At 69.3% G+C, this 12822-nt stretch carries 10 protein-coding genes; 5 read left to right on the top strand and 5 right to left on the bottom strand.

The features are described 5' to 3' along the window. Positions 1–136 precede the first annotated feature (136 nt). Positions 137–1138 (top strand): LysR substrate-binding domain-containing protein, encoded by a 1002-nt coding sequence (locus BM43_RS05800; protein ID WP_036057309.1) that lies wholly within the window; start codon positions 137–139, stop codon positions 1136–1138. A gap of 10 nt (positions 1139–1148) precedes the next feature. Here BM43_RS05800 and BM43_RS05795 read toward each other — a convergent pair whose 3' ends face one another. The 5 genes from BM43_RS05795 to BM43_RS05775 all read right to left on the bottom strand — a co-directional run bounded on the left by BM43_RS05795 (position 1149) and on the right by BM43_RS05775 (position 9691). After that, positions 1149–2228 (bottom strand): porin, encoded by a 1080-nt coding sequence (locus tag BM43_RS05795; RefSeq protein WP_088555551.1) that lies wholly within the window; start codon positions 2226–2228, stop codon positions 1149–1151. Between the two features lie 217 nt (positions 2229–2445). Then, positions 2446–4977: a glucose/quinate/shikimate family membrane-bound PQQ-dependent dehydrogenase gene (locus BM43_RS05790; RefSeq protein ID WP_036056478.1), complete on the bottom strand. Its 2532-nt coding sequence runs from the start codon at positions 4975–4977 to the stop codon at positions 2446–2448. Between the two features lie 695 nt (positions 4978–5672). Continuing rightward, complete coding sequence (gene cydB / locus BM43_RS05785) at positions 5673–6683, bottom strand: cytochrome d ubiquinol oxidase subunit II (RefSeq protein WP_036056480.1); 1011 nt, start codon at positions 6681–6683, stop codon at positions 5673–5675. A 4-nt stretch (positions 6684–6687) separates the two neighbouring features. Continuing rightward, positions 6688–8085: a cytochrome ubiquinol oxidase subunit I gene (locus tag BM43_RS05780; RefSeq protein WP_036056482.1), complete on the bottom strand. Its 1398-nt coding sequence runs from the start codon at positions 8083–8085 to the stop codon at positions 6688–6690. 388 nt (positions 8086–8473) lie between these two features. Then, positions 8474–9691 (bottom strand): chloride channel protein, encoded by a 1218-nt coding sequence (locus BM43_RS05775; protein WP_230676436.1) that lies wholly within the window; start codon positions 9689–9691, stop codon positions 8474–8476. Here BM43_RS05775 and BM43_RS42180 point away from each other — a divergent pair. The 4 genes from BM43_RS42180 to kce all read left to right on the top strand — a co-directional run bounded on the left by BM43_RS42180 (position 9657) and on the right by kce (position 12819). Beyond that, entirely contained in the window at positions 9657–9842 is a 186-nt protein-coding gene (locus BM43_RS42180) for a hypothetical protein (protein WP_230676437.1), read from the top strand. The two genes, BM43_RS05775 and BM43_RS42180, sit on opposite strands and share 35 nt — an antisense overlap. Positions 9843–10173: 331 nt before the next feature. Further along, entirely contained in the window at positions 10174–10923 is a 750-nt protein-coding gene (locus tag BM43_RS05770; RefSeq protein WP_036056484.1) for a GntR family transcriptional regulator, read from the top strand. A gap of 105 nt (positions 10924–11028) precedes the next feature. Next, the gene (locus BM43_RS05765; RefSeq protein ID WP_036056486.1) at positions 11029–11826 is read left to right on the top strand and encodes an SDR family oxidoreductase; all 798 of its coding nucleotides are present in this window, start codon (positions 11029–11031) and stop codon (positions 11824–11826) included. 60 nt (positions 11827–11886) lie between these two features. Then, entirely contained in the window at positions 11887–12819 is a 933-nt protein-coding gene (gene kce, locus BM43_RS05760) for a 3,5-dioxohexanoate:acetyl-CoA acetone transferase (protein WP_036056488.1), read from the top strand. Positions 12820–12822: the final 3 nt, after the last annotated feature.

The raw sequence follows: 12822 nt of genomic DNA, 5'->3' as shown, positions 1-12822 counted from the left end.
AGGCTGGATCGCGCCAAGGCAGTCCCTGGCGGCTGCTCGAGGTTCGGTTTCGGAATGCCTTGAGTCTAGGTTCGCCCGGCGGGCGCCACAACTGACGTAAAATTGCGCCAGCCGGGAGAAAAAGTCACGTATGGACATGAACGAGCACCGCGAGAAGGACGCCGACCACCTGCCGCCGCTGAATGCCTTGCGGCACTTCGAGGCGGTCGCGCGACTGGGCAGTTTCGCGGCGGCGGCCACCGAACTGCACGTCACGCACTGGGCGGTCGGCAAGCAGATCCGCCTGCTGGAGGACTGGTTCGGCGTGCCGCTGTTCGAGCGCCGCCCACGCGGCGTGGTGCCGACCGACGAGGGCGCGGCGTTGCTCGGCGACGTCAATGGCGCGTTCGCCCGGCTGAGCAGTTCGGTCACCCGGCTGCGCCAGGAATCCATCAGGCGCCGCATCACGGGGCTAGTGCGCGTCAACGCGCTGGCGAGCTTCGCGCTGTGTTGGCTGATCCCGCGCCTGAGCGACTTCCAGGCCCGCTACCCGGATATCGAAGTGCGGCTGTCCACCACCTCGCGCCGCCTGCGCTATGTGGGCGACGCCTTCGACGTCGGCGTTCGCTCGGGGCCCGAGCACGCCGCCGGCCTGATTTCAGCGAGCCTGATGCCCGACCTGCGCCTGCCCGCCTGCAGCCCGGCGCTATTGCAAAGCCAGCCGATTCGCGGCGTCGCCGACCTGCGCCGGCACACCCTGCTGCACTCCTCCAGCACGCGCACGGCCTGGTCGGACTGGATGAGGGAAGCCGGCGCGCCGGGCCTGCTGGGCATGCGCCACCAGTACTTCGATCACGTATTCCTGCAACTGGGCGCAGCCACCGAAGGACTCGGCGTGACCCTGGCCTCGCTGCCGCTGATCGAGCGCGAGATGGCGACCGGGCGCCTGGTCTGCCCGATCCCGGAGCCCGTGTGGCGCGGCCCCGACTACACCCTGGTGGTGAATGCCGATCGCATCGAGGACGCCGCCGTCAAGGCGTTCAGGAGCTGGATCGTGGCGGCAGCGGCCCAGCATTCGGGCGAGCCGCCGCGTGTCGAATCCGCCGCCAAGGCGGCCCGCAAGACGACGGGCAAGCGAAAGCCGGCGCGGCGCGCCTGAGCCGCCAGCCTCAGAAGCGCTCGATCATGCCGATCTGCACGCCCTTCACCGTCGCGCCCGGATAAGCCGGCGGCAGGCCCGTCACGTTCACGCCGCGCAGCGTGAAGCTGGCCTTGCCGCGATTGCGCAGCCAGCCCGCGCTCGCGTACAGCAGCAGGCGCCGCGACAGGTCGTATTCCCCCATCGCGCTGAACTGGTCGGCATCGTTGCCGGCGCCCGAGCGATCGCGCAGGTAGGCGTAACCGAGCATGGCGCGCAGCCTCGACGTCGCCGCGTAGCGCAGCGACACGGCCGCGCCGTCGTCGTGATAACGGGGCGTGCCGCCGCCGTCGCCGTTGAACACCGAGACGAAACCCGTCACGCGGCCCAGCGTGTAGGACACGCCGCCGAGGTTCGAGCGCAGCGCGCCCGAATCGTTGGTCTGCTGGTGCGCGAAGGCGATCCGGAACGGCCCGCGGCGATAGGCGAAGGTCGCGATGGTGCCGCCCAGGCCGTTCGCGCCGCCCGCCGACGGGTCGCGCATCGACACCATCAGCGTGCTCGAGAAGCCATGGAAATCGGGCGACAGGTAGGTGATCGCATTGCTCTCGTAGGGCGTGATCTTCGAGAGGTTGTTGAGCCCGGATGCGATGGTGCCGGCCCCGAAGGCATCGACCTGCCCTTTGAACGGAATGTAGATCGGCGAATACTGCCGGCCCACGCGAATCTCGCCCCAGGGCGCGCCGAGTCCCACCCAGGCCTGCCGGTTGAACAGCGTGCCCGCGGTGGAAAGCGTGCCGTCGTTGGAGCCGAAGCCGCTTTCCAGGTCGAACAGGATGCGCATGCCGCCGCCGATCGGCTCGGCGCCACGCAGCCCGATCCGCGAGCCGCGATAGGCGCCCGAATCGAGCCGCGGCACCCAGCCCGAGCCGGGATTGGTCAGCTCGATGCTGGTGTCGATCACGCCATAGAGCGTGACCGAGCCCTGCGCGAAGGCGGGCGCGGCGGCTCCGCCGCACAAGGCGGCCAAGGCAAGCTGCCGGGCCGCCCGCAACGGCAGCGCGAGACGACGCGCGCCGAAGCTTGCGCGCGCAACGGATTCATCACGCATGAGCGAAGGAGGGAAAGAGACTTCGCCGACACGCGTATCCACGGGCGACGCCGGCGCATCGAGTCGATGCCCGTGGATACGCGACCGGCCGAAAAACAGCCAGCCACGAAAAACGCCGGCGGGACATGGCCCCCATCCAGGAGCCCTTTCCCGCCGGCGCATCGGATCGGGCGCGGCGCGCTGTGCTGCATCGCGCGCCGCGCCCTCGCCTGCCGGATTACTTGCCGTCCGGCAGCGCGTAGGCGATCACGTAGTCGCCGAGCTTGGTGCCGAACGAGCCATGGCCGCCTGCGGCGATCACCACGTACTGGCGGCCGTTGACCTCGTAGGTCATCGGCGTGGCCTGGCCGCCGGCCGGCAGGCGCTGTTCCCACAGCAGCTTGCCGTTGTTGGTGTCGTAGCCGCGGATGTAGTTGTCCGCGGTGGCGCCGATGAAGAATACGCCGCCCGCCGTGGTGGCCGGGCCGCCCAGCATCGGCATGCCCATCCGGAACGGCAGCGGGATCGGCGAGCTGTCGCGGACCGTGCCGATGCGGCGCTTCCAGACGATCTCGTTGGTCTTCAGGTCGATCGCCGACACGTAGCCCCAGGCCGGCTGCTTGCACGGCAGGCCGAACGGCGAGAGGAACGGGTTGAGCGTCACGCCGAACGGCACGCCGTACTGCGGCTGGATGCCGGATTCGGTGCCGCTGCCCTTGGCGCCCGGTTCCGGTTCCATCGGGTTGCCCGGGCCGCGCGGGATCAGGCGCGACACGAAGGGCAGCGCGATCGGGTTGGCGATCGCGATCTGGCGGTCGGTGTCGACGGCGATGCCGCCCCACTCGAACATGCCCAGGTTGCCCGGGAACACCAGCGTGCCCTGCTCCGACGGCGGCGTGAAGGTGCCTTCGTAACGCAGGCGGTGGAACATCACGCGGCAGACCAGTTGGTCGAACATCGTCGCGCCCCACATGTCCGCGTCCGTCAGGTTCTTCTTCGGACGGAAGCTCAGGTCCGAGAACGGCTGCGTCGGCGAGAGATGGTCGCCCTTGGCGGCGCCTTGCGGCACCGGCAGTTCGGGCGCCGGCACCACGGTGGCGCCGGTACGGCGGTCGAGCACGAAGATGTTGCCGGTCTTGGCCGGCGCGTAGACCACCGGCACCTTGTTGCCGTTCTTGTCGGTGATGTCGGCCAGGGTCGGCTGCGAGGGCTGGTCCATGTCCCACAGATCGTGGTGGGCGGTCTGGTAGAACCAGGCCAGCTTGCCGGTCGAGGCATGCAGCGCCAGCAGGCCGCTCGCGTAGCGCTCCTGCTCCGGCGTGCGATGGCCGCCCCAGATGTCGGGGGTGGTCACGCCCATCGGCAGGTAGACGATGTCGAGCTTGGCGTCGTAGGCGGCCGGCGCCCACGAGTTCGGCGAGTTCCAGGTGTAGTGCTCGCCCGGGCCCGGAATGTGGTTCGGGTCCTTCGCGCCCGGATCGAATGCCCACAGCAGCTTGCCGGTGCGCACGTCGAAGCCGCGGATCACGCCGGAAGGCTCGCGCGTCGAGAAGTTGTCCTCGACCGAGCCCGCCACCACGATCACCTTGTCGGTGACGATCGGCGGCGAGGTCGGCTCGTACATGCCCGGCGTGGTGACCGGCTGCAGATGCTGGAGGTCCAGGTCGCCGTTGTTGCCGAAGTCGGCGCAGCGCTGGCCGGTCTGCGCGTCGAGCGCATACAGGTGGCCGTCGTTGACCGGCAGGTAGATGCGGCGCGCGCAGGCGGCACCGGTGGCGGCATCGGCCGTGATCGGCGCCGGCGCGGCCGGGGCGCTGGCGGCGGCAGCCGCGTCGGTGGCGCTGGCGGCGTCGGTGGCCGCGTTAGCGGCGGCGGCACCGGAGGCGGCGGACGCGGCGGCAGCCGTATCGGCGGCCGGTGCCGCGCTGGCGGCGGCGCCTTGCGCGGAAGCCGACAGGTCGACGTAGGACACGCCGCGGCAGGTCACGTGCTGGAACGACGGATCGGCCTTCAGGCCCGGGTCGAACTTCCACGCGAGCTTGCCCGAGGCGGCGTCGAGCGCGAACAGGATCTGGTGCGGCGAGCAGAGGTACAGCAGGTTGCCGATCTTGATCGGCGTGACCTCGTTGGTGATCTCGCCCGGATCGTTCGGGCCTTTCATGTCGCCGGTGCGGAAGGTCCACGCCACCTGCAGGTTCTTCACGTTATCGGGCGTGATCTGCTTGAGCGGCGAGTAGCGCGTGCCGTCCTGGGTGCGGCCATAGGCCGGCCAGTCGGCGTCGGCGATGCCGGGGATCGGCGAGGTCTGCGCGGGCGTCTGCGCCGCGAGGGTGCCGTTCAGTTCCTGCGGATCGTTGAAGTTCGCGTAGAACAGCACGCCGCCCCAGATCACCAGCGAGATCGCCAGGGCCCAGCCGTTGGCGGCGCGGGCGCCGTTGAGCTTGCGCGTGACCAGCACCAGCAGCCAGACGCCGAAGATGACCAGCACGCCGGAGCGCGGCGCGAGGGCCCAGAAATCGAAACCGGATTCGCCGACGGCCCAGATCGCGGTGCCCACCAGCAGCAGCGCGTAGAGGGTCAGCGCGACGGCACGGCGGCCGCGCACCAGCCAGGCGAAGACCAGCAGCACGATGCCGGCGACCACGTAGTACGCCGAGCCGCCGATGGCGACCAGCCACGCGCCGCCGACCAGCAGGTACAGCCCGGCCAGCACGGCGAACAGCAATGTCAGCCCGCCGACGACACCGAGCGACGAGGATTGTTTTGTCATGATCCCAACCTTTTGTTTGAGACGGTTATCAACAGACTGCGTGCGCGAGACACGCAGGTCATCCTCCATCCTTGTTTTGTTATGGCGCTACGGATTCGCGTCGCGCGGGACGGCCTGCCCGCGCGACGCCAGCACCCGCGCCGCCGAGCGTCCGGCGGCCACGGGTGCAATACGAAAGACCGGAAAGACCGCGCACGCAGGCGCGATCGGGCGCGTGCGGCACGGCAGGATTCTGGGAACACACCACGAAGCGTGCGACGCGTCCGGCCGCGCGAATTCGAATCGCTGCGACGACGGCGCGTGCATCATGTCGGCGGGAGCCCGGCCCGCTGCGCGCTTGACGCGGCGCGAGGCCCGACTGCCCGAAGAAACGCCCACCCGGTTTGCCTGGCTGTCATGTCCTTCCCGTCACGTGAATGCATGGCATGCACATCGAGTGCCGCTACGGGGCGCATCTCAGGCGCGAACCATCACGGCATGAAAGACTTCTGAAACATTCGGCTCGTTTCGTTTAGGGTCGCAAATATATCTTTTTTTCCGTCGGACTGCACGTTCGCGGGCCTGGCGGGCCATCGCGATCTTCAAGCGGCGCGCGCCAATCGCGCAACAAACGATGCGATAGAACGCCGTCCCGGATGCAATCGCCCGGCTCGCCGGAGCCTCGCTCCAGGGCGGGGCAAGGCGCGTGCCCGCGCTCAGTGATACCCGGCGTCGCCCTCGCGGACCTTGCCGTGGAATACGCGGTACTGCATGAAGTTGTAGACCAGGATGATCGGCAGCACGATCACCGTGCCGACCAGGATGAACCACTGGCTCTCGGCCGGCGAGGACGCGTCCCAGATCGACAGCGAGGGCGGCACCAGGTTGGGCCAGATGCTGATCGCGAGGCCCGTGTAGCCGAGGAACAGGATCGCCAGCGTCAGCACGAAGGGTTGCAGGTCGCGACGGCGATGGTTCACCGCGCGCAGGATGCCGGTGGCGCAGGCCAGCACCAGGATCGGCACCGGCGAGAACACGATCAGCCGGCCGCCGCCGAACCAGCGCTCGGCCACCGCGGGCAGCCCGATCACGGTCCAGGCGCTGATCAGGAAGATCGCGCCGAGCAGGATCAGGCACAGCGGCTTCATCAGGAAATACGCCTTCTCCCGCAGCGCGCCGTCGGTCTTCCAGATCAGCCAGCCGCAGCCGAGCGTGGCATAGGTGATCAGCAGGCAGAAGCCGCAGAACACGCTGAACGGCGAGAGCCAGCCGAACGGGTCGCCGGCGAACGCGCCGTTGACGATGGTGGTGCCCTGCAGCAGCGAGCCGAGCACCACGCCCTGGCAGAAGGTGGCCAGCATCGAACCGCCGATGAAGGCCAGGTCCCAGAGGTTCTGGGTACGCCGTGCCTTGGCGCGCAACTCGAAGGCCGCGCCCCGGAAGATCAGGCCGATCACCATCAGCACCAGCGGCAGGTAGTTGGCGGGCAGCAGCGTGGCATAGGCCACCGGGAAGGCGCCGTACAACACCGCGCCGCCCAGCACCAGGAAGGTTTCGTTGCCGTCCCACACGGGCGCGACGGTGTTGAGCATCACCTGCCGCTCGCTGCGCGCATCGAAGAACGGAAACAGCAGGCCGAGGCCGAGGTCGAAACCGTCGAGCATCACGTAGAGGAACACGCCGAGCCCGACGATGAAGGCCCACAGCACGGGAAGATAGAGGCTCATCGCGTCACTCCTCGTCGATCGCGTCGTGGGGGCGCGACAGCGCCCGGTTCTGCAGCACCGGATGGGCGGCCTGGCTTTCGTCATGGCCGATCGAGGGGCCCTTTCGCATCAGCTTGAGCATGTAGTAGACCCCCGTGCCGAACACCAGGAAATAGACGATCACGAACAGCAGCAGGGTCACGCCGACCTGCTGGCCGCTCAGCGGCGAGACCGAATGCTCGGTGCGCAGCACGCCGTAGACGGTCCAGGGCTGGCGGCCCACCTCGGTGGTGATCCAGCCGGCCAGCAGCGCGACGATGCCCGACGGGCCCATCCACAGCATGAAGCGCTGGAACACGCGCGAATCGTAGAGCCGCGCGCCGCGCCGCAGCCAGCAGCCCAGCAGCACCGCGAACAGCATCAGGAAGCCGAGCCCGGCCATCACGCGGAAGGTCCAGAAGATGATCGGCGAATAGGGGCGGTCCTCGCGCGGGAAGGTCTTGAGGCCGCGAATCTCGCCGTCCCAGCTGTGAGTGAGGATCAGGCTGCCCAGGTGCGGGAGCTGGATCGCGTAGCGCGTCACCTCGGCGTCCATGTCGGGCAGGCCCACCAGGTTCAGCGCGGTGCCGCCGTGCTCGGTCTCCCAGATGCCCTCGATCGCCGCGATCTTGGCCGGCTGGTATTCGCGCGTGTTCAGGCCGTGCGCGTCGCCGATCGCGATCTGCAGCGGCACCAGCGGCAGCAGCAGCCACAGCGCCATCGAGAAGCTGCGCGTGACGGCCGCGTCGCGCCGCCCCTTGAGCAGGTGCCAGGCGCTGCAGGCGGCCACCAGGAAGCCGGCCACGATGAAGGCAGCGATCGTCATGTGGAACAGGCGATACGGGAACGAGGGATTGAAGATGATCTTCCACCAGTCGACCGGCACCAGTCGCCCGTTCTCGATGCCGAAACCCTGCGGGGTCTGCATGAAGCTGTTGGAGGCGAGGATCCAGAAGGTGGAGATCAGGGTGCCGAGCGCGACCATCAGCGTGGCGAAGTAATGCGCGCGCGGGCTCACGCGCTGCCAGCCGAACAGCATCACGCCGAGGAAGCCGGCCTCGAGGAAGAAGGCGGTCAGCACCTCGTAGGTCAGCAGCGGCCCGGTCACGCTGCCGGCGATACGCGAGAAGCCGCCCCAGTTGGTGCCGATCTCGTAGGCCATCACCACGCCCGAGATCACGCCCATGCCGAAGCCGACCGCGAAGATCTTCGACCAGAACAGGAACATGTCCTTGTAGGACGAATCGCCGGTCTTGAGCCACATGCCTTCGAGCACCGCGAGGAAGCTGGCCATGCCGATGCTGATCGCCGGGAACACGATGTGGAACGACACCGTGAACGCGAACTGCAGGCGCGCCAGATGCAATGCGTCGAAAATCTCCATGCGGCCTCTCCTGCCTTGGGCTTGCGGGCGACGCGCGGAACAGGCATCGACGGCCCGCTTCGCCGGCGGCACGTCGATGGTTGCTCGCGCATCGATTGAACCAACCGGCATGATGCCCGAGAAACATGACTGGGTGGCGGCGCGGTGCATGCCGGACGAATGCACCATGCCGAGCGCGCGACGGCGGCCGGCACGCCTCAACAATAAACCATCCTCGGCAAAGGTAAAGGCGCCGATTCGGCGAACGCCGCGCGCATTCGCCGTGAATCGCTCCATCGATATCGAGTGCGGCAGGCTTCGTGCCTGTAAGAAAGGAAAAGCCGGCGCGAGGCGGCGCCGGCTCATGTCGTGCTTCGACCCATGCCGGGCGACGCGCCCGGCGTGCCGCTCAGCCCTGCGCGCGCGTCGAGACCAGCCGGAACGCGGCGATCGAACCGGCCACCGCGATCAGCACCGGCACCAGGAAATCGTGGCCGACGCGGGTAAATTCGACAACCAGCACGATCGCGGTCAGCGGCATCTGCATCGAGGCGGCCAGGAAGGCGGCGGCGCCCACGATGGCGAATGCGCCGGGCGCCGTGCCGGGCCACACGAAGTGCCAGAGACCGCCCAGCACGATCGCGAGCAGCGCGCCGTTGGCCAGGCCCGGCGTGAGCAGGCCGCCTTCGGCGCCGGCCCGCAGGCTGCCCCACTCGATCGCCACCTTGGCCACCAGCAGCACGGCGGCCATGCCGATCGTCAGGGCGCTGTCGAAGCCCAGCGAGGCCGGCCCCTTGCCGTTGCCGAGCAGGGCCGGCAAGGCGATCGACAGGCCGCCGATGATCGCGAAATTGAGCACCGACAGCGCCGGCAGCCGCCAGTCGCGCGGCGCGCTGGCCCGCGCGGCGGTGGTCAGGCGCGTGAAGCCGTAGGCGGCCACCCCGAACACCGGCCCGCAGAGCGCCGACCACACCACCAGCGAGGCGTCGATGGCGAGCGGCGCGACCGTGTACTGGTGCTCGTTGCCCAGGCCGATCCAGGCCACCACGGCGGCGATCGCCGAGCTGGCCAGGGCCGGCACCGCGGCCGACCAGCCGAAGCTGCCGAGCAGCACCTCCAGCACGAACACGGCGCCGCCCAGCGGCACGTTGTAGACGGCGGCCAAGCCGGCGCCGGCGCCGCAGGCCACCATCAGGCGCTGGTCGGCGGCCGACAGCCCGGCCCGATGCGCGATCCAGCCGGCCCACAGCGAGCCGATCTCGCGCGGCGCCACCTCGCGGCCGAGCGGTGAGCCGAGCGCCACCGTCACGATCTGCAGCAGCGCGTGGACGGTGGTGCTGAGGATCGGCATGCGCGGGTCGGCCGCCTTCACGGCGCGCTTGATGCTGACCAGCGGCTTGCCCCAGCGGTACAGCGCCCACCAGCCGAAGCCGGCCACCAGCCCGCAGCCGGTCATCACCAGCACCCGGCGCAGCGGCGAGGCCGCGCTCACGCCGTGCAGGAAGCTCTCCTCGCTGATCACCTGGCCGACGCTGTAGCCATAGGCGAGATGCTGAATTTCGTGCAGCAGCAGCGCCAGCAGCATGCCGCCGATGCCGGCGCCGATCCCCGTCAGCACGGTGACCATGGCCAGCCTCGCGAGCGGGCGGCTGGCGGCCTGGGACGATGTCGCGGTGGTGGCGGCCGTGGCCGAAGCGGGCGCGGCCGGCTGGGGCGGCACCACGGCCTGGGCGGCGGAGGGAGTGGTCGGCGAGGACATGATGGGCGGTGGTGGGTGAGTCTTGGAATGAGCCTGCGAGTCAGGAAGGCGCGGACCACGTGGGCCCGCCATGGCGACATCCTAGTGAGCGAAAACTCATGAGACAAATAGATTTTTCTACTTGATTCATTCCCGTCGCGCATGGCCGACGTCGATCCGATCCGCCAGCGATCCCGAGCGCGATCCCAACCGCCCCGCGCCCGCCTCGATCATGCACCTGCCCCGCTCCCCGCGACATGCCGGCGCCCCCGCGTTTTCCCTGAGCGCGCTAGTCTTGACTCGCCCACGCGAATCGACAACACTGCACTCCATTCCAGTGTGATCACACATCAAACCCGGAGCCCACCGCCTTGTCACCGCGCATCACCCCGCCCGCCCTGCAGCTCGTCGAATCCGAAACGATGGCCGACAAGGTCTACCAGCAACTGCGCGAGGCGCTGATGAGCGGCCGTTTCGCGCCGGGCCAGGCGCTGAGCCTGCGCGGCGTGGCCGAGGCGGTCGGCTCGTCCACCATGCCGGTGCGCGCCGCGCTCACGCGGCTGGCCGCCGAGCGCGCGCTGGTGGACGGCCCGAACCGCGCCCTGGTGGTGCCGCCGATGACGCTCGAGATGCTCGACGAGCTGCGCGACGTGCGCATCGCCCTGGAGGGCTGCGTGGCCGCGCGTGCCACCGCCCGCATGGACGAGGCGCAGGTGGGCGAGGTCCGCGCGCTCTGCGAGACCATGCACACGCACGCCGAGGCCGGCGACACGCGCGAATACCTGCGCGCCAACTTCGCCTTCCACCGCGCGATCTACCGGCACGGCGCGAGCGAGAGCACGCTGGCCATCATCGAGAACCTGTGGATGCGGATCGGCCCGTTCCTCAACATGGTGGCGCCCGACATCCCGCATATGCGCCGCTCGATGGTGGCGCACCGCGCGATCGTCGAGGCGATCGCGCGCGGCGACGGCGCCGGCGCGAAAGCCGGCATCGCGCTCGACATCGACGGCGCCGCGCACGACCTGGCGACCACGCTCGGCACTGCGCGGGACGCCGAGGATGGCGCCGAACACGCGAACAAGGAAGCAGCGGCACGACTCAAACCGGCGCGCGCCTGAACCACGCACCGGCGGCACGGCAACACCGCAACACGGAAAGCGCGGCCCACCAAGGTGCGCTTGCAAGCACAACTCTCAGTAGAACGAAACAGGAGACAAACCGGCATGGCCATCCTCGATTTGCTCAAACCCTTCCCCGGCCTGCGCGTGCTCGTCACGGGCGGCGCTTCCGGCATCGGCCTGATGATCGCCGACGCGTTCGCCGAGGCCGGCGCGCGCGTGCACGTCTGCGACGCCTCCGAGGCGGCCATCGCCGCGCTCGGCGAGCGCACCGGCAAACCCGTGCATGGCGCCACGCTGGCCGACGTGGCCGACCCGGCCGCGATCGAGCGCGTGTTCGCGGACCTCGGCCGAACGCTGGGCGGGCTCGACGTGCTGGTCAACAACGCCGGCATCGCCGGGCCGACCGGCGGCATCGACGAGATCGACCCGGGCGACTGGCAACGCACCATCTCGATCAACCTCGACGCGCAATATCGTTTCGCGCGGCGCGCGGTGCCGCTGCTGCGCGCCTCGCCGCAAGGCGGCTCGATCATCGCGCTGTCCTCGGTGGCCGGGCGGCTCGGCTACGCGTTCCGCACCCCTTACGCGGCCACCAAGTGGGCGATCGTCGGCCTGGTCAAGAGCCTCGCGATCGAGCTCGGGCCGACCGGCATCCGCGTCAACGCGATCCAGCCCGGCATCGTGCGCGGCCCGCGCATGCGCGGCGTGATCGAGGCGCGCGCGAAGCAGCTCGGCCTCGCCTACGAGGAGATGGAGGCGCGCTACCTGGAGAAGATCTCGCTGCGCCGCATGACCGACCCCGAGGAAATCGCCGCCACCGCGCTGTTCCTCTGCTCGCCGGGCGGCCATGGCATCTCGGGGCAGGCGATCTCCGTGTGCGGCAACGTCGAGGTGCTCTAAGCCCACCCACGCACCCCGCCCTCCCGCTCGATCCGAATCCACGCTTCACGAGGAACCCACATGGCCTCCGCCCGCAAAGTCATCATCACCTGCGCCCCGACCGGCGCGATCCACACGCCGTCGATGTCGCCCTACCTGCCCGTCACGCCGCGCGAGATCGAGGACGCCGCGGTCGCGGCCGCCGAGGCCGGCGCCGCGATCCTGCACCTGCACGCGCGCAACCCTTCCGACGGCAAGCCTACCCAGGACCCGGCCGTGTTCGCGGAGTTCCTGCCGCGCATCAAGGCGCGCTGCGATGCCGTGATCAACCTGACCTCGGGCGGCAGCCCGCACATGACGATCGCCGAGCGGCTGCGTCCCGCGCATCACTTCCAGCCCGAGATCGCCTCGCTGAACATGGGCTCGATGAACTTCGGCCTCTATCCGATGCTGGAGCGCTTCCCCGAGCTGAAGCACGACTGGGAACGCGAGCATCTCGCGAACAGCCGCGACCTGGTGTTCAAGAACACCTTCGCCGACATCGAGACCATCCTCACCAGTTGCGGCGCGAACGGCACGCGCTTCGAATTCGAGTGCTACGACATCTCGCATCTCTACAACCTCGCGCACTTCGTCGATCGCGGCCTGGCCAAGCCGCCGTTCTTCGTGCAGAGCGTGTTCGGGCTGCTGGGCGGGATCGGCGCGCATCCCGAGGACCTGATGCACATGCGGCGCACCGCCGACCGGCTGTTCGGCGCGGACTACGTCTGGTCGATCCTCGGCGCGGGCCGCAACCAGATCCCGCTGGCCACGATCGGCGCCGCGCAGGGCGCGAACGTGCGCGTCGGGCTCGAGGATTCGCTCTGGATCGGCCCCGGCAAGCTGGCCGAATCGAGCGCCGCCCAGGTGCTGAAGATGCGCCAGGTGCTGGACGGGCTGTCGCTGGAGATCGCCACCCCGGCCGAGGCCCGCGCGATGCTCGGCCTGAAGGGGCCCGACGCGGTCAGGTTCTGAACC

Origin of the sequence: Burkholderia gladioli, assembly GCF_000959725.1 — a bacterium.
GTDB classification, from domain to species: domain Bacteria; phylum Pseudomonadota; class Gammaproteobacteria; order Burkholderiales; family Burkholderiaceae; genus Burkholderia; species Burkholderia gladioli.
This window is presented reverse-complemented; position numbering and strand designations above follow the sequence as displayed.

Bases quoted from the DNA above. Each gene is read 5' to 3' on its own strand.
- BM43_RS05765 (WP_036056486.1), top strand. From the start codon at position 11,029: ATGGCCATCCTCGATTTGCTCAAACCCTTCCCCGGCCTGCGCGTGCTC.
- BM43_RS05800 (WP_036057309.1), top strand. From the start codon at position 137: ATGAACGAGCACCGCGAGAAGGACGCCGACCACCTGCCGCCGCTGAAT.
- BM43_RS05780 (WP_036056482.1), bottom strand. From the start codon at position 8,085: ATGGAGATTTTCGACGCATTGCATCTGGCGCGCCTGCAGTTCGCGTTC.
- BM43_RS05790 (WP_036056478.1), bottom strand. From the start codon at position 4,977: ATGACAAAACAATCCTCGTCGCTCGGTGTCGTCGGCGGGCTGACATTG.
- kce (WP_036056488.1), top strand. From the start codon at position 11,887: ATGGCCTCCGCCCGCAAAGTCATCATCACCTGCGCCCCGACCGGCGCG.
- cydB (WP_036056480.1), bottom strand. From the start codon at position 6,683: ATGAGCCTCTATCTTCCCGTGCTGTGGGCCTTCATCGTCGGGCTCGGC.
- BM43_RS05795 (WP_088555551.1), bottom strand. From the start codon at position 2,228: ATGCGTGATGAATCCGTTGCGCGCGCAAGCTTCGGCGCGCGTCGTCTC.
- BM43_RS42180 (WP_230676437.1), top strand. From the start codon at position 9,657: ATGCCGGCGCCGATCCCCGTCAGCACGGTGACCATGGCCAGCCTCGCG.
- BM43_RS05775 (WP_230676436.1), bottom strand. From the start codon at position 9,691: ATGGTCACCGTGCTGACGGGGATCGGCGCCGGCATCGGCGGCATGCTG.